Annotated in this window: 29 protein-coding genes, 1 tRNA gene and 1 riboswitch; of the genes, 9 read left to right on the top strand and 21 right to left on the bottom strand. The window is 45.0% G+C overall.

Annotation, left to right across the window (positions count from 1 at the left end):
* Positions 1–27 precede the first annotated feature (27 nt).
* Genes gcvPB through gcvT form a run of 3 tightly spaced genes read right to left on the bottom strand, consistent with a single transcriptional unit; the run spans position 28 to position 3957 of the window.
* Positions 28–1503, bottom strand: a complete 1476-nt coding sequence (gcvPB, locus tag ACNFN4_RS03280; RefSeq protein ID WP_022552970.1) for an aminomethyl-transferring glycine dehydrogenase subunit GcvPB — start codon at positions 1501–1503, stop codon at positions 28–30.
* Positions 1496–2842, bottom strand: coding sequence for an aminomethyl-transferring glycine dehydrogenase subunit GcvPA (gene gcvPA, locus ACNFN4_RS03275; RefSeq protein ID WP_021494307.1), 1347 nt, complete (start codon positions 2840–2842; stop codon positions 1496–1498). Before gcvPA ends, gcvPB begins: the two co-directional genes overlap by 8 nt.
* A gap of 14 nt (positions 2843–2856) precedes the next feature.
* Positions 2857–3957 carry a glycine cleavage system aminomethyltransferase GcvT gene (gene gcvT / locus ACNFN4_RS03270; RefSeq protein WP_020956076.1) on the bottom strand — a complete coding sequence of 367 codons (1101 nt, stop codon included), beginning with the start codon at positions 3955–3957 and terminating at the stop codon, positions 2857–2859.
* 178 nt (positions 3958–4135) lie between these two features.
* A riboswitch (glycine riboswitch) is annotated at positions 4136–4236 on the bottom strand.
* Positions 4237–4380: 144 nt separating this feature from the next.
* Here gcvT and ACNFN4_RS03265 point away from each other — a divergent pair.
* The 4 genes from ACNFN4_RS03265 to sinR all read left to right on the top strand — a co-directional run bounded on the left by ACNFN4_RS03265 (position 4381) and on the right by sinR (position 7586).
* Positions 4381–6051 carry a DEAD/DEAH box helicase gene (locus tag ACNFN4_RS03265; RefSeq protein ID WP_007408331.1) on the top strand — a complete coding sequence of 557 codons (1671 nt, stop codon included), beginning with the start codon at positions 4381–4383 and terminating at the stop codon, positions 6049–6051.
* Positions 6052–6072: 21 nt separating this feature from the next.
* A complete protein-coding gene (locus ACNFN4_RS03260) occupies positions 6073–6867 on the top strand; it encodes a YqhG family protein (protein WP_007408330.1) in 795 nt (264 codons plus the stop codon).
* A 176-nt stretch (positions 6868–7043) separates the two neighbouring features.
* The gene (gene sinI, locus ACNFN4_RS03255) at positions 7044–7217 is read left to right on the top strand and encodes an anti-repressor SinI (protein ID WP_003153105.1); all 174 of its coding nucleotides are present in this window, start codon (positions 7044–7046) and stop codon (positions 7215–7217) included.
* A 33-nt stretch (positions 7218–7250) separates the two neighbouring features.
* Positions 7251–7586, top strand: a complete 336-nt coding sequence (gene sinR / locus ACNFN4_RS03250; RefSeq protein ID WP_003153104.1) for a transcriptional regulator SinR — start codon at positions 7251–7253, stop codon at positions 7584–7586.
* A 47-nt stretch (positions 7587–7633) separates the two neighbouring features.
* Here the strand turns inward: sinR and tasA are convergent, their stop codons facing one another.
* From tasA to tapA, 3 genes are all read right to left on the bottom strand, one after another.
* Entirely contained in the window at positions 7634–8419 is a 786-nt protein-coding gene (gene tasA, locus ACNFN4_RS03245; protein WP_007408329.1) for a biofilm matrix protein TasA, read from the bottom strand.
* 64 nt (positions 8420–8483) lie between these two features.
* Entirely contained in the window at positions 8484–9068 is a 585-nt protein-coding gene (gene sipW, locus ACNFN4_RS03240; protein ID WP_015240205.1) for a signal peptidase I SipW, read from the bottom strand.
* Positions 9040–9711 (bottom strand): amyloid fiber anchoring/assembly protein TapA, encoded by a 672-nt coding sequence (gene tapA, locus ACNFN4_RS03235; protein ID WP_020956077.1) that lies wholly within the window; start codon positions 9709–9711, stop codon positions 9040–9042. The genes sipW and tapA overlap by 29 nt, the downstream gene beginning before the upstream one ends.
* Positions 9712–9969: 258 nt before the next feature.
* On the opposite strand from tapA, the gene ACNFN4_RS03230 reads away from it, so the two are divergent.
* Positions 9970–10299, top strand: coding sequence for a DUF3889 domain-containing protein (locus ACNFN4_RS03230; RefSeq protein ID WP_020954231.1), 330 nt, complete (start codon positions 9970–9972; stop codon positions 10297–10299).
* 39 nt (positions 10300–10338) lie between these two features.
* On the opposite strand, the gene ACNFN4_RS03225 is transcribed toward ACNFN4_RS03230, so the two are convergent.
* The 9 genes from ACNFN4_RS03225 to ACNFN4_RS03185 form a co-directional block, all read right to left on the bottom strand.
* Entirely contained in the window at positions 10339–10518 is a 180-nt protein-coding gene (locus ACNFN4_RS03225; protein ID WP_003153093.1) for a YqzE family protein, read from the bottom strand.
* A gap of 56 nt (positions 10519–10574) precedes the next feature.
* Positions 10575–10952 carry a competence type IV pilus minor pilin ComGG gene (comGG, locus tag ACNFN4_RS03220; protein ID WP_015417814.1) on the bottom strand — a complete coding sequence of 126 codons (378 nt, stop codon included), beginning with the start codon at positions 10950–10952 and terminating at the stop codon, positions 10575–10577.
* Complete coding sequence (gene comGF, locus ACNFN4_RS03215) at positions 10953–11453, bottom strand: competence type IV pilus minor pilin ComGF (RefSeq protein WP_260485564.1); 501 nt, start codon at positions 11451–11453, stop codon at positions 10953–10955. It abuts the gene before it with no gap.
* Entirely contained in the window at positions 11362–11676 is a 315-nt protein-coding gene (gene comGE / locus ACNFN4_RS03210; RefSeq protein ID WP_041482453.1) for a competence type IV pilus minor pilin ComGE, read from the bottom strand. The genes comGF and comGE overlap by 92 nt, the downstream gene beginning before the upstream one ends.
* Entirely contained in the window at positions 11660–12097 is a 438-nt protein-coding gene (comGD, locus tag ACNFN4_RS03205; protein ID WP_012117983.1) for a competence type IV pilus minor pilin ComGD, read from the bottom strand. The genes comGE and comGD overlap by 17 nt, the downstream gene beginning before the upstream one ends.
* Complete coding sequence (comGC, locus tag ACNFN4_RS03200) at positions 12087–12395, bottom strand: competence type IV pilus major pilin ComGC (RefSeq protein WP_003153087.1); 309 nt, start codon at positions 12393–12395, stop codon at positions 12087–12089. The genes comGD and comGC overlap by 11 nt, the downstream gene beginning before the upstream one ends.
* Before the next feature lie 4 nt (positions 12396–12399).
* Positions 12400–13437 (bottom strand): competence type IV pilus assembly protein ComGB, encoded by a 1038-nt coding sequence (gene comGB / locus ACNFN4_RS03195; protein ID WP_020956080.1) that lies wholly within the window; start codon positions 13435–13437, stop codon positions 12400–12402.
* Positions 13424–14494, bottom strand: a complete 1071-nt coding sequence (gene comGA, locus ACNFN4_RS03190) for a competence type IV pilus ATPase ComGA (RefSeq protein WP_012117985.1) — start codon at positions 14492–14494, stop codon at positions 13424–13426. The genes comGB and comGA overlap by 14 nt, the downstream gene beginning before the upstream one ends.
* A 191-nt stretch (positions 14495–14685) precedes the next feature.
* Entirely contained in the window at positions 14686–15636 is a 951-nt protein-coding gene (locus ACNFN4_RS03185) for a magnesium transporter CorA family protein (protein ID WP_015417820.1), read from the bottom strand.
* Positions 15637–15781: 145 nt separating this feature from the next.
* On the opposite strand from ACNFN4_RS03185, the gene ACNFN4_RS03180 reads away from it, so the two are divergent.
* Entirely contained in the window at positions 15782–17083 is a 1302-nt protein-coding gene (locus ACNFN4_RS03180) for a hemolysin family protein (RefSeq protein ID WP_020956081.1), read from the top strand.
* Between the two features lie 37 nt (positions 17084–17120).
* On the opposite strand, the gene ACNFN4_RS03175 is transcribed toward ACNFN4_RS03180, so the two are convergent.
* The gene (locus ACNFN4_RS03175; protein ID WP_015240214.1) at positions 17121–17951 is read right to left on the bottom strand and encodes an STAS domain-containing protein; all 831 of its coding nucleotides are present in this window, start codon (positions 17949–17951) and stop codon (positions 17121–17123) included.
* A 71-nt stretch (positions 17952–18022) separates the two neighbouring features.
* On the opposite strand from ACNFN4_RS03175, the gene ACNFN4_RS03170 reads away from it, so the two are divergent.
* Positions 18023–18093: transfer RNA gene (locus ACNFN4_RS03170), tRNA-Gln, on the top strand.
* A 64-nt stretch (positions 18094–18157) separates the two neighbouring features.
* On the opposite strand, the gene ACNFN4_RS03165 is transcribed toward ACNFN4_RS03170, so the two are convergent.
* Positions 18158–18538 carry a Spx/MgsR family RNA polymerase-binding regulatory protein gene (locus tag ACNFN4_RS03165; protein ID WP_003153079.1) on the bottom strand — a complete coding sequence of 127 codons (381 nt, stop codon included), beginning with the start codon at positions 18536–18538 and terminating at the stop codon, positions 18158–18160.
* A gap of 236 nt (positions 18539–18774) precedes the next feature.
* On the opposite strand from ACNFN4_RS03165, the gene ACNFN4_RS03160 reads away from it, so the two are divergent.
* Positions 18775–19020 (top strand): DUF2626 domain-containing protein, encoded by a 246-nt coding sequence (locus tag ACNFN4_RS03160; protein WP_003153078.1) that lies wholly within the window; start codon positions 18775–18777, stop codon positions 19018–19020.
* Positions 19021–19059: 39 nt separating this feature from the next.
* Here ACNFN4_RS03160 and ACNFN4_RS03155 read toward each other — a convergent pair whose 3' ends face one another.
* On the bottom strand, positions 19060–19698 hold the full coding sequence (locus ACNFN4_RS03155) for an MBL fold metallo-hydrolase (protein ID WP_012117988.1): 639 nt from the start codon (positions 19696–19698) through the stop codon (positions 19060–19062).
* A 154-nt stretch (positions 19699–19852) separates the two neighbouring features.
* Between ACNFN4_RS03155 and ACNFN4_RS03150 the strand changes: the two genes are divergently transcribed.
* The gene (locus tag ACNFN4_RS03150; protein ID WP_003153076.1) at positions 19853–20026 is read left to right on the top strand and encodes a DUF2759 domain-containing protein; all 174 of its coding nucleotides are present in this window, start codon (positions 19853–19855) and stop codon (positions 20024–20026) included.
* 32 nt (positions 20027–20058) lie between these two features.
* Here ACNFN4_RS03150 and ACNFN4_RS03145 read toward each other — a convergent pair whose 3' ends face one another.
* From ACNFN4_RS03145 to ACNFN4_RS03135, 3 genes are all read right to left on the bottom strand, one after another.
* On the bottom strand, positions 20059–20373 hold the full coding sequence (locus ACNFN4_RS03145) for an MTH1187 family thiamine-binding protein (protein ID WP_003153073.1): 315 nt from the start codon (positions 20371–20373) through the stop codon (positions 20059–20061).
* A gap of 5 nt (positions 20374–20378) precedes the next feature.
* A complete protein-coding gene (locus tag ACNFN4_RS03140) occupies positions 20379–21416 on the bottom strand; it encodes a YqgU-like beta propeller domain-containing protein (RefSeq protein ID WP_448199991.1) in 1038 nt (345 codons plus the stop codon).
* Positions 21417–21488: 72 nt separating this feature from the next.
* Positions 21489–22616 (bottom strand): M14 family metallopeptidase, encoded by a 1128-nt coding sequence (locus tag ACNFN4_RS03135; RefSeq protein ID WP_448199990.1) that lies wholly within the window; start codon positions 22614–22616, stop codon positions 21489–21491.
* Between the last annotated feature and the right edge of the window lie 50 nt (positions 22617–22666).

The following is a 22666-nucleotide window of genomic DNA, read 5'->3' as shown; positions in this document are numbered from 1 at the left end:
ATACGGAAGCTCTTTTTTTACACCGTGTCAGCGGCTGACGTCAGGTGTATGTTCGTACTTTAAAACCGGCTTTCTTGCCGCCTTGGTTTCATCCATTCTTTTGACAACTGTTGTATGCGGCGCCTCCTGAACGATTTCAGGCGATTCCTCCGCTTCCCGCGCAATTTGAATCATGGCATCTATAAACGCATCAAGCGTTTCCTTTGATTCCGTTTCCGTCGGTTCGATCATGATGCTTTCTTCAACATTGAGAGGAAAATACACAGTCGGCGGATGATAGCCGAAATCCAAAAGCCGTTTGGCAATATCAAGCGTTCGTACGCCAAGCTTTTTCTGCCTTCTTCCCGATAACACAAATTCATGCTTGCAATGACGGTCATACGGGAGATCATAATAAGGCGCGAGTCTTCTCATCATATAATTTGCATTTAAAACCGCGTTTTCGGTCACAGCTTTTAAGCCGTCAGGCCCCATGGACCGGATATACGTGTAGGCTCTGACATTAATGCCGAAGTTGCCGTAATAAGGTTTTACGCGCCCGATCGACTGCGGCCGGTCATAGTCAAACGTCAAACGGCCCTCTTTTTTCGTGAGAACGGGTTTTGGCAGATACGGAATGAATTCTTTTTTTACGCCGACCGGCCCTGAGCCAGGTCCTCCCCCGCCGTGCGGCCCGGTAAATGTTTTATGCAGATTAAGGTGAACGACGTCAAATCCCATATCTCCCGGTCTTGCTTTACTTAAAACGGCATTTAAATTCGCTCCGTCATAATAAAGCTTTCCGCCGGCCTGATGGACGATTTCAGCCATTTCCGTAATGTTTTCCTCAAATAACCCGAGGGTGTTCGGATTCGTCAGCATCAGCGCCGCTGTTTCTTCATTTACCGCTCTTTTCAAATCTTCAATGTCAACCAGCCCGTGCTCATTTGACTTGACGGTAATCGTTTCAAAACCGGCGACCGTGGCGGATGCCGGATTCGTGCCGTGGGCTGAATCAGGGACAATCACCTTCGTCCGTCCGAAGTCTCCCCGCGCTTCGTGATAGGCGCGGATCATCATCAGACCGGTCCATTCGCCGTGAGCGCCCGCCGCAGGCTGCAGCGTCACCTCGTCCATGCCCGTAATCTCCTCCAAGTGTCCGCTTAAATCGTATAAAAGCTCAAGCGCCCCCTGAACCGTGTCCTCGTCCTGAAGCGGATGAATAGCGGAAAAACCTGCGATCCGGGCAATTTTTTCATTTAATTTCGGATTGTATTTCATCGTACAAGAGCCGAGCGGGTAAAAGCCTGAATCAACTCCGTGGTTCCTCTTAGAAAGAGCGGTATAATGCCGCATAATATCGAGCTCTGATACTTCCGGCAGCTTTGCGTCTTCATCGCGGATATAGTCACCGGGAAGAAGACTTTCAAGCTCTGTTTCCGGCACATCAAGCTCCGGAAGGCTGTAACCGATACGCCCTTCGCGGGACATTTCAAAAATAAGCGCCTGATCTTGATTATTCATGTTGATCCCCCAATCCCGCAATAAGCGAATCGATCTCTTCTTTTGTTCTCAGCTCTGTGACGGCAATGAGCATATGCTGATTCAGTTCCGGATACGCAAGGCCTAAGTCATATCCGCCGATTATGCCGTCTTGCAGGAGCCGCCGGTTTGCTTCCTTGACGGGAAGATTCAGCCTGACGGCAAATTCATTAAATATCGGGCCGTCAAATGCTACGTGCAAGCCGGCTTTTTCCGCTTGGCGTCTCGCGTAATCAGCTTTCAATATATTTTGGCGGGCCATGTCTTTGACGCCGTTTTTTCCGAGCGCCGTCATCGCGACTGAAGCCGCTAAAGCATTCAGCGCCTGATTTGAGCAAATGTTAGACGTGGCTTTGTCTCTTCTGATATGCTGCTCGCGCGCCTGAAGAGTGAGAACAAAGCCTCTTCGCCCGTTTTCATCTTCCGTTTGGCCGACAAGCCGGCCCGGCACCTTTCTCATCAGTTTTTTCGTTACTGCAAAATAGCCGCAGTGCGGGCCGCCGAACGCCGCAGGTATGCCGAAAGGCTGCGCGTCCCCGACGACGATATCAGCTCCGTATGCCCCGGGCGGTGTCAAAATACCGAGCGCGAGCGGGTTTGAAGAAACAATCAGCTGGCTGTTTCCTTTATGTGCGAGCGGCTCAATGTCCTTTAACGGCTCGATTTGTCCGAAGAAGTTCGGATACTGGACGATCACGGCTGCCGTTTCATCACAAACGGCATGTTCCAATGCTTCAAGATCTGTGACGCCGTTTTTCGCGGGCACCTCTACAACCTCAATATATTGGCCCTTTGCGTATGTTTTCAAAACATCCCGTGATTCCGGATGAACGGCTGCGGAAATGACGATTTTTTTCTTTTTCGTATGGCCCGACGCAAGCATCGCCGCTTCCGCCAGCGCCGTTCCCCCGTCGTACATAGAGGAGTTTGCGATATCCATTCCCGTTAATTCACAGATCATCGTTTGAAATTCAAAAATCGCCTGCAGCTCTCCTTGTGAGATTTCAGGCTGGTAAGGCGTATATGCCGTGTAAAACTCTGATCGGGATATCACATGATCGACGATAACCGGCTGGTAGTGATCGTACACTCCTGCGCCTAGAAAAGATGCATATGTAACAGCGTCTTTATTTTTCGCCGCAAGCTTCGTCAGCTCTCTCGTCAGCTCAGTTTCTGACTTTGCTTGTTTAATGCGGTAGTCTTTTTGAAACCGTACATTTTCCGGAATATCGGCAAACAGTTCATCAATTGTTTCTGCGCCGATGGCTTTCAGCATTTCTTTTTTATCCTGTTCTGTCGCGGGCAAATATCGATGCTTCATATGACTCTCCTTTTTCAGCTCTGTTTTGGACGTTTATAAAACGGTGTGCGGACAATCTTCGCTTTTACCGTTTTTTTACGGATTTCCACTTCTACTTCCGTTCCGACTTCACTGAATTCCGTTTTGATTAAGGCAAGGCCGATATTTTTCTTTAAAGTCGGAGATTGCGTGCCTGTCGTGATTTCACCGATCGGAACACCGTCTTTTTTCACGGCGTACCCGTGTCTCGGAATCCCTTTTTCAATCATCTCAAGTCCGACCAGCTTTCGCGGGGCTCCTTTTTCTTTCTGTTCGCGCAATACAGACTTCCCGAAAAAATCGGAATCTTTCTTGTGTTTCACGGCAAATCCGATTCCGGCTTCAATCGGTGTAATATCTTTCGTCAATTCCTGACCGTATAAAGCAAGCTTCGCTTCAAATCTCAGCGTATCACGGGCGCCGAGGCCGCACGGAACGAGGCCTTCATGCTCTCCCGCTGCAAGTATCTCCTTAAATAGATGAACCGCATCTTCATTGCGGCAATATAACTCAAATCCGTCTTCACCGGTATAGCCTGTTCTTGAAAGCAGGACTTGTCGTCCGGCAACGTCCGCCTCGTCAATAAACGTAAACGGCTTTAAGGAGGACAAATCACATTCAGTCAGCTTCGTAAGAACCGACTGAGCATTCGGCCCCTGAACGGCAAGCAGTGAAATCCCGTCAGACTGATTCGTCAGCGTGACATCGCCTTCCGTATGTTCCGTCAGCCAAGCGATGTCCTTTTCAATATTAGACGCGTTAATCACGAGCAGATAGCAGCTCTCGCTTTTCTGATAGATCAGCAAGTCATCCACCGTACCGCCGTCAGGATAACACATGGCGGTATAAAGCGCGTTTCCCGGCTTTAAATCGGCAACGTCATTTGTCATCATTTTTTGGAGAAAAGACAGGGCGTCTTTACCGGATACTTCAACTTCCCCCATATGGGACACATCAAACAGGCCCGCTTTTGTGCGGACGGCTTCATGCTCCTCTTTAATAGAAGAAAATTGAACCGGCAGCTCCCATCCTCCAAAATCAATCGTTTTTCCGCCGTATTCTTTATACACGTCATAAAGCGGTGTTCGTTTCAGCATCATCTTCCCCCTTCAGTCATTGGCGCATTGTAAAAACATATAAAAAAGGACAGAGAAACACCTCATGAAAATGAAGGTTTCTCTGTCCCGGCACCTGAAAGTTTACTTTATGAACATATCATAAAGACGTCCCCTTTGGTGGCCTGCTTCTTCTAAGTGCAGACACTCTCCAGAGTTGCGTCGAGCAAGAGTTCTTTTGCCTGAGAGATTCACTCCGCAGTTTGCTCCTTCGGCGCCCGGACGCCCATCTTTCGTCCGAGTCTCTCCCCTTGCTGTCATTCGCTCATATTTACCAATTTTATGGACATACTAAAGCAATATCTTTTAGTGAAATCATTACTTATATCCTACCACCCTCATTTACGTCCGGCAACAAAAATTATGATAAATCAGTTTTTTAAAAGAAAGGCGGTTTTGTTACATATGACAGCAGAGATCATATTTGATGCAAACTGGCCGGGAGAGTTTTCTGAGCGGCTGAAAACGGACGGTCCCTGGTCAAATTGGGAGATGTACAAACTGTCGGCTGAAGTCCAGCAGACCCTTGCCATTCCTGAATTTGAAGGATTGAGGGCTCCTTTATACCTGCCCGATTTCACTCCGCTTCCCCATCAGCTTGAGGTCGCGCAGAAAGTCGTTGAAAAAATGAACGGCAAGGCGATTTTGGCTGATGAAGTGGGGCTCGGAAAAACGGTGGAAGCGGGCCTGATTTTAAAAGAATATATGATTCGCGGGCTGGCCAAAAAAATCCTGATTCTTGTGCCGGCATCACTCGTTTCCCAGTGGGTGAAAGAGCTTCAGGAGAAGTTTTTAATACCCGCTGTTGAACAGAAGAAAAGCTATGTGTGGGAACAGTGCGATATCGTCGTTTCTTCTATTGATACGGCCAAACGCTCGCCTCACAAAGACATTGTCCTTTCTATTCCGTATGATCTCGTCATTATTGACGAGGCGCACAAGCTCAAAAACAGCAAAACGAAAAATTATGAATTTGCGAGAAGTCTTGTGAAGAAATACTGCCTGCTTTTGACGGCAACGCCGATTCAAAACCGGATCGAAGAAATCTTCAATTTAGTGTCACTGTTAAAGCCCGGCCATTTAGGAAACGAAAGCGGATTTCAAGAAACCTTCAATCAGAAGGACGGGATTGACGCTCATGAGCATTTGAAAGAACTCGTCAATAAGGTGATGATCCGCAACACGCGGAGCGACACCGGCCTTACATGGACGAAGCGCCACGTGGAAACAGTGCCGATCACCTTTTCACCGACGGAACAGGCGCTTTACGATGACATCGTCGCACTGAAAAACGGCACGGAAAAGCCCGCAAGCGCATTTTCCATTATGACGCTGCAAAGAGAATGCTGTTCAAGCAGGGAAGCCGTGTATATGACGCTCAAAAAAATGCTTGACCAAAAAGACAAACAAGCGCCCGCATTCGATGATCAGACGATCGCTAATTTAATGGACCGCATCAATCAAGTCACGCAAAACTCAAAAGCGATTCAAGTTGTTGACTTGATCCAAAAGATTAATGATAAAGTCATTATTTTTACTGAATACAGGGCGACACAGATTTACCTGCAATGGTTCCTTCAGCAGAACGGCATAAGCTCCGTTCCGTTCAGAGGCGGATTTAAACGCGGAAAAAAAGACTGGATGAAGGATCTCTTCCGCGGCAAAGTGCAGGTGCTGATCGCTACAGAAGCCGGAGGCGAAGGGATCAACCTGCAATTCTGCAACCATATTATCAATTATGACCTCCCGTGGAACCCGATGCGGCTTGAACAAAGAATCGGAAGGATTCACAGACTCGGTCAGGAAAGAGATGTCCATATCTACAATATGGCGACAAAACATACGGTGGAAGAGCATATCTTAAAACTTCTGTATGACAAAATTCATTTATTTGAAAATGTCGTCGGAGAATTAGATGACATCTTAACAAAAATCAAAGTGAGCAATTTTGAAGACCATTTGCATGATATTTTATGCCATTCGCTGACAGAGGAAGAAATGAGAATCAAAATGGACAATCTCACCTCTTTTCTGTCGTACGGTACGGAAAAGCCCGCCAGAAAAAAAGGATCTTAATCTAAAAGGAGGAAGCGCGACATGAGACAGCAGGAGGTTCACGAATTTTTACTGCGCTTTTTTGAAGCGAACCACTGTCCGATTACAGAACACGGGCCGGGTTTTATGACGGTTCAGTTGACGGTCGAGATGGACAAACAAATTATGAACCGCCCGTTTTATTGGCATTGGCGTGAAAAAACGGGCGGCGAACCGAACCCGATGAAGATCACGTTCATCACTGATAAAGAAACGGCTCCGGAGGATATGGACGGCGAATTTATTTACTTTGGAGCCCCGCGCCTCTTTCAAATCTTTCAAGCAGTTAAACAAAATGGGAGATTTACAAGAATATATGAGAAAATTGTATCAGCCGGAGCCAGAGTGCCGCTTCAGCCCTGGCTTGGATTAAATGTAGTGATTTCATACCAATCCGACATGAAAAAAGACAGACTTTTGTCTTTAGGCCTGCATCTTGTATCTGGAACAATTATAGAAGGGTTTCAGCAGAAGCTTGCACCGCTTCCGCTGACCTCGCAAATATCAGACTATTGCTTTACCATATCGCCGATGATTAAGCCGGAAAGCGGAATTAAAAGAATGGAGCATTACTTAAAAGACGCTGCCGCCAAAGAGCCGTCAGACTGGGCTGACAGCGCGATCGCCAGATGGAAAAAGGACCTCAGGCTGCTCGATCAGTTTTATGAGCAGACAGAGGAAAAACCTGAGGAATACCATTTGGAAAAACAAGCGCTGAAAGCCTTATATCAGCCGAACATTCACATTCAGATTGAAAACGGCGGTTTATTTTTCCTGCAAAGTAATTTTTCTGGATAAGCGTTATCCATTCGACACCTTTCCCGTTTTTTCTGGAAATTCTATATTATAATAAAAGTATATAGAAAAAATTTCTGGCGTTTCGCATGCGATGAATCACTTCCAGACATGTAAAGATAAGGTCATGGGCGGATTGGCTGAAATACATAAACAAGTATTTTAGGAGGAGAAAATGCATGAAAAATGCAAAAATGGAATTTTCGCAATTAGATAAGGAATGGGTTGAGCTGATATTAGAAGCCCAAAAAGCAAATATCAGCCTAGAAGAAATACGCAAATACCTGCTTTCGCATAAAAAGTCTTCTCAACATATCCAGGCAGCCAGAAGTCATACCGTAAATCCTTTCTGAATGTGCTATAATATCACAAGGAAGGTGATGACATTGATTGGCCAGCGTATTAAACAATACCGAAAAGAAAAAGGCTACTCACTATCAGAACTAGCTGAAAAAGCTGGGGTAGCGAAGTCTTATTTAAGCTCAATAGAACGAAATTTACAGACGAACCCCTCCATTCAATTTCTCGAAAAAGTCTCCGCTGTTCTGGACGTCTCGGTTCATACTTTACTTGATGAAAAACATGAAACCGAATACGATGGTCAATTAGATAGTGAATGGGAGAAATTAGTTCGCGATGCGATGACATCCGGGGTATCAAAAAAACAATTTCGTGAATTTTTAGATTATCAAAAATGGAGAAAAGCGCAAAAAGAGGAGTAGTGCCGCCATATGTGCACAACTCCTCTTTTAACTGTCCGACTTTCGGATTAGTTTTTATCCTCACTGTGAGCCTTTTCATTTTCCTTGACGTAACCGTCTTTATCCGTATGATCTTTCGTAATGGTCAAGCCGTTCCATTGCGTTGCTTCAAAAGAGAATTGAAGAGAAATCGCATTGCCTTGGAACTTGTTTTGCACACTTAATCCGTCCGCAGTTTTTGCGGTGTCATTTTTAAATTGGATTTCCATTCTCACCTGGTCATAATCAGCAGGCGTTTTCGGAACTCCGTCGTACTCAGGAGCTGTTTTGCCGTTAATGGTTGCTACATTGACTTTTCCGCTCTCACTCAGGAATTTCGGATCAATGTGCTTGCTGATCGCTTCGGCAGCTGCTTTATCCTGTTTTGTTGACATTAAGTATAAGTCTTTCAGGCTGGCCGCCTTCAAAATGATATTTTTAGGATAGCCGTTGCCCCCTTCTTTACCGACTGTCAGAACCGTAATTTCAAACTGACTGAGGAAATCCTCCGCAGATTCATTTCCTTTCTTTGCTCCTTTAAAGTCAGTAAAATTCAAAGCCATCAGCACTTCTTTAATGGCAAGTGAACCGTTGTTTCTGAATTCAAAATCTTTCGTCAATTTATCACCTGGTTTTAAGTTTGACAAATTGACATTGGCTGATTGTTCTTTAGCCGATAAATCAAGTGTTCCTGACGCAAATGTAGCGTCTGTCGACTTCACATCATTAAATGCGGCCCATGTGCCTCCTCCTACTAATGCTAAACCGAGTGCGGCTGAGGCAACGCCCAAGCTTAATTTCTTTTTCATACCCATGTCTGTACTCTCCCCTTACTTTTTATTTTTGTTATCAAATCCTGTCGCCAGGTTGCAACCGTATTCATGTAGAGATGGTTCCCTTTTTCGCATGTTCTTCCAGCGCTTTCGTTTTCCGCTCAATATCGCGGAGGGCGCTGACAATGACTGTTATTGAGTAAATCAAAAGCATGACGCCGGGAACGATTAACAGAATCGCCGTTCCGATCGGCTGGCTGGCCAAATGGATGACATATCCGGCATACGGAAGCTGATATCCCGTATACTGGGCCGCCACTTTTTCAGCTTGAACGGGTGCGGCATCCGGGGCGGCATTATGGTCCCCTTTTGTCTCAAACAGCAGGTTCCCGTCCTTTTTTGTGATACCGATTATTCTGTGTGTGACGGCTGTTCCGTCATCTTGCGTAAAGGTGATCACATCCCCTTTTTCTAAGTCATTCACGTCAGAAATTTTCTTTACCGCTATGAGCGAACCCGTCTTAAATTCCGGGTCCATTGAACCCGACAGCACGGATTTCAGCGTATAGCCGAAGATGGCCGGCTCACCCCCGGAAGCCCGGGTCGAAATCACCGTTAACGTCAGCACAATAATCAAGCTGAAGATGACGGCATACAAAATATTACTGATCAGTTTCAGCGTTTTTTTCATGTTCTTCCCCGCTTTCTTTTACCGGCTCAGCCGGCTCTTTCTCCGTTTTCTTTAGATCGGAAACGGTCGCCTGTTCCCGGCATTTGACGAGTTTCATCGGTTTTGACCACTCAAATTTTTCTTCGTCCGCCGGATACCCTTCAGGCTTGTAAACCTTGAATGCGTATATGCCCGGCTTCAAAGACCGCTTTGACTCAATTTTATAAATCGTTTTGCTTTTTTTATCAGTAATAAGCCCTTTATCCACAACATTGCCGTTTCGTAAAGGCTGCTGTTGAGAAGCGATTTTATGGAGCTCCCATTTCCAGTCAGAAACAGTCCGCTCTTTTCCCTTATTCTCCAGCTCGGCATAGAGCTGAAGCGGCGCACACACGGTGCCTGACGTATCAGTTTGATTTGTTATATGTAAATCACTTTGATCCCAGCGTTCGTCATAACGGCAATCGTCATCCGTATATTGAAAATCTCCGCACGTTTGAACCTGGAGACTGAAGCTTTTCACATCATTGAAGGAGGAACTTGTATCACCTGTGAACTGAGCACATATCGTCACGGACAGGCAAAAAATGAACGAAAGCCGTAAAAATAGCATCATCCGCCATCTCACCTTGCCCTTTTTTTCCATTCGCAACAATCGGAACATGCCTTACCCCCTGTAAAACTGTTAATAAATATGACAACCGTTCTCTTTAAAGAACTGTATGAACAAAGTATAATCAAGGATTATCGTCTTGAAAAATGTCAAAATCGGTCAAATTGTTCGTTTTTGAGAATGGTATCTTTTAAAAACAGCGTTTTGCTTCAAATTACACACCTTTTTGGAATTTTTTCTAATAAAACGTGAGAAAATAACGAGGTGCCTAGAACAAAATGGAAAGTATATACAGCGAAAGGACGAAGAATGATGATCAAACAAAGTCTGATTTGCCTTTCTCTTCTTGTTTTCGGGGTTTCAGGAACAGCTCAGGCGGAAACGGTGCCTTATTATGCTGTTCACCATAAATCAAAATGGGAAAAGTTAGCAGAAAAGGAAGCTAAAAAAAGATATCCGCTCGCCCAAACGTTATTTATTCAAAAGGTGTGGGATCGGAAAAGAACGGACGAAGCAGTCAAGCAATACCACTTGACATTGCGGGATGGCGAAAAAGAATTTGGCGTGTTTGTTACGATTTCTTTTAATCCCTACAGCCAAAAGGTAAATAAAATTGCCGTCATTGAGGAATACCAATAAGGCCCTCCTGTATCAGGAGGACCTTTCGTGTGATTCACTTTATTTTTTCCGCTGCATCCACAGCTTAAAACTATACGGCAATATTCCGAACCAGTGCTGAGAAGCCGGCACTTTCTTTTCTTTCCGCACTTCTTTTCGCTCTCTCCGTTCCTGTTTCGGCGTATCGAAATATTTAACGAATTGCTCAGTCATATATTTTACATAATCATTTGTTTTCACGGCTCTCACCTCATAGTGCTGTCTTTACTATGAAGTGTTGTCCCGCCGCCTCTTTTTTATACTTCCGTCCATTGAATCAGCTGTTTCTTCTTCTGATCGAACAAAAGGTGAGCCTCCCGTCTCGTTCCTGTCGTGGTTTCCGCCTGAATTGTAACCTGAACCGTTTCCCGCCGATCACTCCCCGTGATGTGAAAAGAAACGGTGCCATACGGAAAACGCTGTGTACCAGTTTGGACCTTTTGTCCCTGTGTCATATGGCGGCTTGACAGCAGCGCGCCGTTTTGGAGCAGGTTCTCTCCGATCCAGTACTCCCCGGCCTCTTTTGCAAATGTTTTTCGGGTGATGAAATCAGATGAAGTATAGCTGATGACAAGTAAAACTGCGGCAGAAACAAACAGAACCGCGGGATATATAAAACCGTCAGATTTGTACATTTAATCACCTTTAAAAAAGCTGTAAACCGGAATGACCGCCTGATTCTTTTTACCTGCAACGCTTGAGATCTCTAATAAGAGCAGGCCGTTTTTCACATCAGCCGTTAATGATGCCGCGTTTTGCAGGATCGGCACGTGGCCTTTTCCGTTTACTCTTTTCCTTATCATCTTATGATAAATTTCAAAACGCACTTCTTCGCCTCCTGTTTTCCGGCATGCTAACGCCCGTCCGCCGTCCGCCGGCTTCACAGTCTCAGCCTGTTTACATTCGTTCATGATCTGCTGAACGGCAATTTGATGCTCCCGGCTGTCTAATCCGCCGTTATCGGTCCGGTTTGATAAAAACAGATGTAAAATCGGGCCCAAGGTGCCTGATAGGAAAAGACAGACTGCCAAGGAGAACAAAACATTAAGAAGCGTAAAACCATTCTGTTTTGAGAATGCTGAGGCACATTTCTTTTTCGCCGAAGTCAGCCGTACACACTTTGTAATACTCACCATCCTCCTTCCACTTCACACCGGGAGACGGCGGCTTTTTTCCGGTCATCATATAAGTGCTGATATGTTTCTGAAGAAGCTGGTACGCTTCCTGGCGATCTTCTATTTTCAGACCATCTGTCAGCATGCCCGTCCAGACCGGAATGATAGACGTCATAAGGAACAGCCAAATGGCCATTGCTGATAGTGTTTCAATAGTAGAGAACCCCTTATTTCCGTTTAGCATGGACATTTCCGCTCCCTAAGTAAACTGTGATCTCATAGGTGAACCCGGCGCTCTTCAATTGAATCTTTCCTCCCGAATTCGGATGGCCTTTTTCGTTAAATTCAAGACTCTCAGGTAAAGTCACAAGTGTAATGTGAAGCGAATCAAAAGAACGCTCGACAATCCTACCGCCTGACTGCAGTTTGTATTTATGCTCTTTTGGAAGAAAAGTGATTTTTGTTCTTTTATGTTCTGCGATAGCCGTTTCCTGAGCAAGCTGAATATCTTTTTGGAGCTGTTCTGTTTTTTGCCGCACGGCAAGGTGGGTGTAGGCCGGCGGAACCGTCGTGAACAAAACCGTCAGCAGGACGGACGCCAGGCTTAACACAATCAGGCTTTCAAGAAGGGTAAACCCATTTTCTGTCCGCCTGTTATTGTTCAACTGTAACTTCTCCGCCACTAATTAAGATCTGTTTACCATTCGGGCAGGCTGTATTCTTTTTGATATACCCCTCTGATTGTAAATCGTTCATATCCGGCATTTTACCTTCATGATCGATTTCGTACGCCGTCACTTGGGCTTTCACCATATTCTGCAGTCCTTCACAGCCTTTATGCTGAATGCTTTGATTATGTTTTGTAACGTTAGGAATGGTGATTAAAAGCAGAATGGAAACGATAAATAAAACGATCAGCATTTCAATTAAAGTAAATCCATCTTGATTTTTCAGACGAAGCACTCCCTTACATTTGGTTCATCATCTGGTACATCGGCATCAGCATTGACATGTAGACAATTAAAATCATACCGGCCACAACACCGTAAATGACAGGCTGGAGAATGCCGGTATACTTCGTCGCGTTTTGTTCAAGACGCTCCATCATAAACTGGCTGTACGTATAAAGTTCGCGGTGAAGCAGGCCGTTTGCCTGTCCGTGGCTGACTGCAGCCGCAAGGTCTTTTTCATAACACGGATGCCCGGAAAGAGCGGATTCTATGGTTTCTCCGGCTTTCAGACGTGTAATGAGCATCTCTGCTTCTTCACGATAAAAAGGCAGAAAAGATTGTTCTTTAAAAGCTGTTAAGCTGTCATAGATAGAAAGGCCGGATTTCAGAAGACTGCTGAGCTGTAAAGAGAAAAAGTAGCTGTTAAAAAGAACGGCCGCTTTTCCTAAGAGGGGTATTTTCACAACAATCAGCATTTTATCTTGCGGGGATTTTTTTTTACATAAGAACCAAACGTACAAAAACAAGCAGAAAGCGGCGGACAGCGCCAGTGCGCAGGCTTCATGAAAATGCCGAAAAAACGCAAAGATGAAAGCAGTCGTACCGGATGTATTCATATTCATTGATTGATAAATCCCAGCAAACTGCGGAATAATTAAACTTTGCAGAATATAAAACATGACACAGACGGAAGATATTAAAAACATCGGATACCGGAGCATTTTTTTGATTTGATTCGTCTGCATGAGCTTTCTCTGTAATAATTCGCCGCTTTGTTTCATCGCCCCCGGCAATTCCCCGTGTTTCTCCGCGAAATAGCAGATAGAGACGGCTTCTTTATGAAAAGACAGTGCCTCAAGCACTTGGTAAAACGCATCACCTTCCCTCAGCCGGCGGATTCCGTCCGTCAGCTCTGCAAGCTGACGTTTATGCAGCTGGAGTTGCAGCAGTCTGAGCCCTTCAATCAGACTGTATCCTTTTTCCGTCATTTCACCGAGCCTTTTCAAAAAAGCCGCTTGATCCTTCAACGGCCAGGTTCGTTTAATCCGCTTCATGATACACCCACCGATCGTAATTGTCGGTCGTGACATAGCCGAGCGCGATTCCTTTTCTGATCAGCCTGCGGAGCGTCTGATATTGAAAATTGGCGTGCTCTCCCTTTGCTTCCTGAAAGCATTGGGTGAGGTTTTTCCCGTAGAGCAGTTCATAAATGCCCGCACGGCGTGTCTGCCTGTACATCCGGCAGTACACGGAACAGTTTTCCTCTTTGCAGAACGGACATGTTAAATCAACCAGACGCTGAGCGGCAATGGCAATGACGGTTTGTTCAATTTCTGTCATGTTCACGCCGAACTCCAGCAGCCTGTATATGGCGCCCTTAGCATCTCTTGTATGCAGGCTTGAAAGAACGAGGTGTCCCGTCATGGCCGCGCGGACTGCGATTTCAGCCGTCTCGGCATCCCTGATTTCCCCTAAGATGATCATATCGGGATCATGTCTTAAAATCGCTTTTAAACCGGCGGAATATGTGACTCCGGCTTTTTCATTCACCTGAACTTGCAACACATCCTCATCTCTTGTTTCTACGGGGTCTTCAAGCGTGACAATACGCCGGTTGAAATGCCTTTTTGCATAGTTGACAAGCGAGTAAAGAGTGGTCGTTTTTCCAGATCCGGTGGGGCCGGTAAACAGAAGCAGGCCGTGCGAATGCTTCAGAAAGGACAATAGTGCGGCGCCCGCCCCCCGAAATAAGGACAGTTTATCCAGAGGGGGAATCTGCCGCTTAGGCAAAAGCCTGATGACAAGACTTTCATCATTCATTGTCGGCAGGGTTGACATTCTCAAATGAACGGTTTCCGTCGGAAGCGGCAGAGACAATGACCCGTTTTGCGGCTTACGTCTTTCTCCTATATCCATGGCCGATAAAAACTTAAAATGAGAAATTAGCCTTACGCATTCCTCTTTTTTTAAGACTCTTTTTTTCACAAGAGCATGGCCGATGCGAAAATGAATGAAAGCATCCCTTTCTCTCGGCACAATGTGTATATCTGAAGCCCTTGCCGTATAGGCCTCGTTTATGATGTTCCTGCTGTATGTTTCTATATTTTTCACAAGACTTCCCTCCTTCCGCACGTATTGTAAATCAGATACACAAAAGCCGGCAAAGGAGAGATTATGCGTTTTACAGTGTGTAAAACGTAAAAAAATAAAAATAAGCCCCCTGACATTGATTTACCGAATGAAATCCGGAACCATTCGGCCATTTTCAGCCATCAAAAAAAGCAGGCGTATGCCTGCTCTTCTTAGCGTTTCTTTTCTTTCCGCAAATATTTTTTTTGATGCTCCCTCAAAATGTCCCCTGTCCAGCCTTTCTGCCGCAGATAAATATAAATCAGCAGGGTTGATACAATAATGAGCACGATGGAACAAATATACGCATATTTCCAATGAAGCTCCGGCATGTTATCAAAGTTCATCCCCCAGAGAGCTCCAAGCGCCGTCATCGGTGTAAAGAGAGTTGTAAAGATCGTCAAGGCTTTCACAATTTCATTTCCTCTTTGGGAGGTAATGACTTCCTCGGCGTGCAGCAGATTGCTCAGTTCCTGATCAAACTCATTGATATATGTAATTCCTCTTTCCATCTTTTGATGAGCTCTGAGGTAATCTTTCTGCCTGTCATTTTTCGGGAGAAAAGCTTCTTTTAAAGCCATTTCCACTTTTTGAGCCCCCAGTGTAAGGCCTTTCCAAATGAACAGCTCATGGCGCAATTTATGCACATTTTCCAAGATTCCTTTGCTGTTGTCATCATGAATCTGCCATTTCAGCGTCCGCTGCTTGACTTCAAATTCATCCAGTCCGATCAGATAGGAATTCATCAGCTCTCCCAGCAGAACAAAAAAGCCTTCAATCGGATTTTCACAGGTTTGAATCTGCTGTGTGGCATGCTTTTCTTTTACACCGCGCAGCAGCGAAAAATCAAAATTAATCGTAAAAAAGAAGTCTCTCGTAATATAAAAGTGAAATACGGTATGGTTTTTTTCATCATCTAATCCTTGATGATAGATTAAAGAACCGAAAACCGCTTCATTATTCTGATCATTTGTATCTGAGCGCAGAAAGTTTATATGATTTTCATGTTCAAACCACTTTTCGCATTGCGGCCAGTGATTGTGATGGATCATTTTTTTCGCTTCCGTTTTTTCATGCGGACCGAGCTGGTACCACAGCCAGTCCGCTCCCGAATGTACCTTCATCTCTTGTCATCCTCCAGTATCGCTTTCTTGTTTTATTACCGTAAATGAGGCGGGCTAAACCAGGCTCGATGTTTGAGCAGCTTTCTACAGTGGTATTATTCCGAAAAAAGGGAGGTGCAAGCCTTCCTTCGCGGAAGGCGTTACATTGTATATCATCAAACTATCTGCCATCGTACTATTTATTTTATTAACGGCGTGTTTTGTCGCCATAGAGTTTTCAATCGTTAAAGCAAGGCGCTCCCGCATTAATCAGCTCATTGAGGAAAATGTAAAAGGAGCAAAAGCAGCCAAGCATGTCATTACACACCTCGATGAATATTTATCGGCGTGCCAATTGGGCATCACCGTCACCGCTTTGGGGATCGGCTGGCTGGGTGAACCGACAGTCAAAGCAATGCTTCAGCCGTTATTTTTAAAAACCGGAGTTCACGAAGCGGTTGCCCAAGTCCTGTCATTAATCATCGCCTTTCTGCTGGTTACATATGTGAATGTCGTCATCGGCGAACTCGCCCCGAAAAGTTTTGCTATCCAAAAAGCCGAGCGGATTACACTTTTATCTGCCAGACCGATGATTTTGTTTTATAAGTTAATGTTTCCGTTCATCTGGCTGCTCAATCATTCCGCACGCCTGATTACAGCCATGTTCGGCTTGAAGCCTGCTTCCGAACATGAAATGGCTTATACGGAAGAGGAATTGCGGGTGCTCCTTGCCGAAAGCTATCGAAGCGGCATGATCAAAAAAAGCGAGCTGCATTACGTAAATAACATTTTTACATTTGATAAGCGCACTGCCAAAGAAATTATGGTGCCCCGGAATGAAATGGTGAGCCTGCCGTTAGACAGCGGATCGGGACATATGCTCCGGGACATTATCAAAACAAATAAATATACCCGGTATCCCGTAGTAAAAGGAGATAAAGATCATGTAGTCGGCATCATCAATATTAAAGAAGTTTTATTCAGATTCCTGTCAGAAGGAGCGGCGTTTACAAAACACGAACTCAGCCCTTACATCCAGCCGGCGATCCATGTGATTGAGACGATTCCGATTTATCAATTATTCGTTAAAATGCAGCGGGAACACGCCCATATGGCCATTCTCATTGATGAGTACGGCGGAACCGCGGGATTAGTAACGGCGGAAGATATCATTGAAGAGATCGTCGGCGAAATCCGCGACGAATTTGATACGGACGAAACACCTTCCGTTCAAAAGCTTGGGAAGAACCGCTATCTCCTGAACGCCAAATTGCTGATCAGTGACGTCAATGATTTACTCGGAACAGAGATTACGGCTGATCAAGTCGATACACTCGGAGGCTGGTTTCTTACTCAGCATATTGACGCGAAGCCCGGAAGCACCATTGATTTTGAAGGCTACACATTTACGGTAAAAGAAATCGACAGCCATCATATCATTACGATTGAAGCTGACAAAGCTGAATAGCTGAGGGAGAAATCCCTCCCGGCCATTCAGCTTTTTATCATCTTAATGATTCTTTTACGATAAATCCGTTTTTTGCCAGCGCTTTCGCCAGACTCTGCTCCGTTTTCACCTGAGAAAAATCGATGCCGAGCTTCACGACGGTCTGCGCGATTTCCGGCCTGATGCCTGAGATTGTCGTTTCTATGCCAAGAAGTTTTGTGCTGTCAATCACTTTAAAAATCTGATAAGCGACCATCGTATCCACAATCGGCACACCTGATATATCTAAAAATAAATAAGAAAGACGGAGTGAAGAACATTGGTCAAGCACCGATTCCAAAATCATTTTTGCCCGGTAGGTGTCAATTTCGCCGACGAGCGGCAAAATTCCAATACCGTCGGCAATCGGCATAATCGGCGCACTTAGTTCGTTAATCATTTCTTTTTGGGCGTTTAATTGTGTAACCGTCACTTTATAATATTCCTCTGTAAATACTTCAATCATATGGTCAATTGCTTTGTTCAGCTTCTCTCCCCAATGGAATACCGCATTCGCCCCAGGCTTCTCAGACATTGTTTCACAGCACGTCTGTATGCGGTTCCAGACCAATCTCCGGAATTCTTTAAAGCTCGTGACGCTTTCATAGACCGGTACTTCATGGACGGCCCGGTCCCTTGCGAACTGAAGCGCCCATTTTGTCAGCTCCTCTTCCCCGCCGTCTTTTTCCGATAAAATGCCGGCAACGATTTCAATTAACAGACGGTGCTGCATTTCCGCTTTCTGATCATCTGTAGGCCGCCCCGATTTTGGTATGAGCAGCCACTGGCGTGTGATTTCACCTGATTCTTCAATTAAGGTTCGAGATAATGTTTCACTCAAATGTTTCACGGGTCTCCTCCATTCAAATTCCTTTGTATGTATAAATCGGCGCCGGACGCACATACTGTAATTACATCCGATGGGCTATAGCCAAGCGGTAAGGCAATGGACTTTGACTCCGTGATCGTTGGTTCGAATCCAGCTAGCCCAGTCCCGCAACCGCAAAAAACGAAGATTAGCTGATAAATTTTGATCAGCGGATCTTCGTTTTTCTCTTATGATACAGATTGATGTACCGTTTTTTTCTTCGTCAGCTTCATCAGTTCTCCTGGATTGTATCCGATAACGAGCTTATTTCGATCGATCAGAATCGGACGCCGCAGCAGTTTCGGCTTCTCAGTCAAAAGCTTCAGCACTTCATTTACAGTCATTTCTTCAATGTTCAGGTTGAGATTTTTAAATGTTTGACTTCTCGTCGCCAATATTTCATCAATTCCTTCAGTCGTTAATGATAAGATCTGCTTCAATTCATCAATTGTCGGTGTCTCCCTGAATAGATGGCGCTCTTGAAAGTCAACATTGTGGGCTTTTAACCAATGTTTCGTTTTTCGGCATGATGTGCAGCTCGGGTATGAATAAAAAATAAGTTCTTTCATTTTTAAAAATTCCTCCCTCGGATAATCCGTCTCTTTGTTAACATAAGTACCCTGAACTTTTTTTCATTAAACATATTTCAAAAAGATTTTTCGGATCTTTTTCAGAGGGCGGCATAAGATATAAAACACAGGGAAAGACATAAATTCCACAATAAATATAATCATGAAAATGTTTACATTTCGAGTGCCGATCTATTATAATAAACTTCAGATAGACTCTCGGGAGGGGATAAGGAATGAATCGCATGTTCCGGGTGTTAGGATTTTGGACGGGGATATTTGCAGTCATGTTTTTTTTAGGGGGCATGAAAGACGCTTCACTTTTGTTTTTTGGACAGACGATCTTTTTCGTATTTCTTTCTTATTTGAATCTGACTGAGCGGATGTATATTTATATTTTCGGAGCTTACTTAACCGTATTTTTCGCCGGATTTACATATTACTCTATTTTTATTATGACACCGGGCGGCGGAACCCACTGACAGAAAAAGACAGACCGATTATGGTCTGTCTTTTTTCATTTACAGTGAAAAACCATTGATAAACGGGTTTCGCTCCTGCTCTGTCTGAATATCCGTTTCCGGCCCGTGCCCGCTTAACACAAGTGTATATCCGGGAAGCGTGAGCAGTTTTTGATGAATGGAATCAAGCAATACGTCCTGACTTCCGCCGTGTAAATCAGTGCGGCCGATGCCTCCCTGAAAGAGCACATCACCTGAAATCACCAGATCCGCGTCCTTCACATAATAAGAAACGCTTCCCGGTGAATGTCCCGGCGTAAACAATGTCTCCAAATGGAAAGGCCCGATGTCCAATATGCCGTCGCCTTCAATCAGCCGTTCGGCGGGCCGTGCCGTTACGGCGATGCCCCGCAATATGCCTGATCCGTTTAAGGAAGAGTCCTCCAGCCACTTTTCTTCATTTTTGTGAAGATATACGGGAACATCCCATCTGTCTCTTACTTCGTCAAGCGCGCCGATATGGTCAAAATGGGCGTGCGTCAGTAAGATGGCCAGCGGCTTCAGATTGTTTTCTTTTATGTAATTGTTGATTTTGTCCGCTTCTCCGCCCGGATCAAAAATAAGACAGGACTGATCCTCACTGACAAGAAAATACGCGTTTGCCTGAATCGGACCGGCCGGCATTCGTCTCCATTTCACTTTCATCACCTCTTTATGTATATGCCCTTATTATGAAGGTTTTCTGCGGAAGATTCAATGAATGCGGCCGGGAAAACGCTATCGACAAACAAAATGAAAACGGTTAAAATGAAATGGAAAGATTTTCAGGTTCCAATGACAAAGGAGGAGCATGATGTTACTTGTTGTAATCTTCGGCCTTGTCGCATTATTAGCTGTATTAGGAGTCCTGCGGGCTGTCAGACAGAGAAATATCCTGGGATTTTTGTTAGCCGCCGCCACGCTGGGCGTGTTTGGCTGGTTTACCGTAATGACCGTTGTAACCAGCGGCTATCCGACTGCACATTAAAAGCCTGTATCCAATGGATACAGGCTTATTTTTTATTGCTGCAAATGTTTGCTGACACTTTTGATTTTGCTCTCCAGTGTCGTTTCTTTATCACGTCTGTCATCAATGCGGATATTTGTCGCCACTCTGTGCAGCCCTTTTTGGAACGGGGCTTCGTGAATGTCCTGAATGACTGCGAATAAGTCGCTCAGCTCACCTTCAATCAAAGTGTTCATCGGCGTGAGCTGAAATTTGATCTTGCCGGCAGCTTTGTAACCCTCCAAAATGTTTTGCACATCCGCTACATACTCACTGACGCTCGGTGTTTTTGTTCCGATCGGAATGATTGTCACATCTGCAATTGCCATTTGGTTCAAACTCCTTTTTCATTTGTTATGATTGGTTCTGTCATGCCTGTTTTCAGTGAAATCAGACGGTCATACGTAAAGCCGTATAAAGCGTATTCCCCGTTCGGAGAGATCTGAATCGGCTCCATTTCCGTGTTTTTGAGCACCGTCCGCTCCCGTTCGTCTCCTAAGTCAAAGCTGATCAGATTGTAAGAGCGGCCTTCAGGCTTAAATATGTAAAACCGCTTGTGTGTCTGATCGTAATCATATTCCATCGGCGCAAAGCTCTGATACTTTTTTTGGAGAGGAAAGCGGTGCGTCACGGATGCCGGCTTTTGGAAAAGGAACTCGCCGTCTCCGTCCGATTGATCCGTTTGTCTGACGGCAATCGTCATGCCCGGGCGGGAATCGGCCCAGATGACGTGATGAAACACTCTTTTTTCTTTTTTTGTCTGCAAGTCATAAGAATATAAAGGACCCTCTTCCTCCGTTTTTCCTTTTTTGATATATTGGAATTCATCAGTGGAGGTCCAATGGACAAAAGGGGCCTGAACAGGACTCTTTTTTAAAATGCCGTTGTTCATATCGGCCGTATAGGCTGTGAAGTCCCATGTTTCAGTAAAAACGGTAATCATCATTTGATACGGGTCATACGGATTCCAAGCCGTCTCCAGCTCATAAGAGTTAAAGGCTTTGTGATAAAGTCTTTTCCCCTGCTTGTTCATAAGCACAAGCTCAGTCTGACCGCTGCTTGTCACCTGTACGAGAATCAGCTGTTTTTTCTGGCTGATCTTTACATTGACAATATTGCCCTTTGTTTCATAGAGCCGTTCGGATTTTCCGCTGAAAAGATCATATTTCATCAGCTGATGATGTGCTGTATACAGGATCGTTCTGTTATCCAGCCATCCTTCCGTTTTCTCCGCTTCCTTTTTACTGAGCGGAACGATTTTCTGTTCTGCCGATTTTGCCGAAACGCCTGTGTCTTGCTGCTGATGAGATGGTTCACAGGCCGCTAAACACAGAACGAATGCGGACAGCAGAACACAAACCAAGTATCTCACCAGCCTTCCCTCCATTCTTTTCTATTGTCCCATATTTGTTTATGTAAACAAATGAGAAATTTCACAGATGTCTCAAAAAACAAGCGACCTCCACAAAATACCTTCCGTCGCTTGATAAATATCAGCAAACTGATGAAAAGGCAAAGGGTTTTTTCCCTTTCCGAGCTCAATGGTATAGCCCTCTTTTCCATACTGCTGTATAAACCAATCCCTAAAACCCGCATGGCTGTCAATGGTTTTAACGCCTTGATAGCGGTTTCCGCTTATCGCTTCAAACTCCCGAATCATCCGGGATGATTGCTCCGGTTCACATCCTTCGTATCCCCAATAAATCTCTTCTCCCTGCGTATGAAGCGCGATCAGCCTGTCAGGCGGCTGCTCCGTTATCAGCCGGTGCATCGCCTGCGCCTCCGGTTCAGTGAGCGGCGCCGTCCCCGGAAAATCACGGTATGAAGGGGCTTTCGGTTTGCGCCTCTGTTCAATATCCCAATTGGATGGGAAATGTTTATTTAAATCCACACCGTTTATATTCGCCTTCCATTCGCGGAAATCCGGGCGGTGCTCATTTAATTGATTAAGAAATTCATTTTTTTCTGATAAATTTTCACATCCGTAAAGTACGAGATCAACACCGTCGGGATTTACGAGCGGAACGAATGACAATGATGTCAGGCTGAATATATCAAGCGCAGAGTGCCCGAAAACGGTTTTATTTTCGCATAATGCCGCGCAATATTCTTTACACCATTTAAGCGCAACCGAGGTGGTGATCCATTCATTGGCATGAAATGAGGCGTTTACATGGACTTTTCTTTCAGCCATATCCGCACCTATTTTCAGCTCATAAAGCGGCTTTCCCAATACGGAACTGCCGATTTTACGGCACGTGACAAACGGAAAGACATCCGTTATTTTCTCAATTTCTTCATAAACCGATTGGGACCCGTACACCTTTTCTTCCTTCACCCATTGATCAGCGGAAAGAGTCCTTTCACAGTGCCGGATGTATCGCGAAAGCCCGCTCAGCGTCTCAAGCGGCGGACCCTCTGACTGCCCGCTCACGGCAAAGCCGGGACAAAATAATTCATCGTTTTCCGCCGTTTTATCAGCGGCTTTCAACAGTTTTTCATCAATTGAAAGCACCTTTGCAATATCTTTCATATGCTGTTTCAATTCAGGTTTGACACGAATTCCCGCCATGTTCATCCCCCTTTTTTAAAAACTATATGACAGGGGAGATAAAAAAAGAA

It is taken from the genome of Bacillus sp. N1(2025), assembly GCF_053470005.1.
This window is presented reverse-complemented; position numbering and strand designations above follow the sequence as displayed.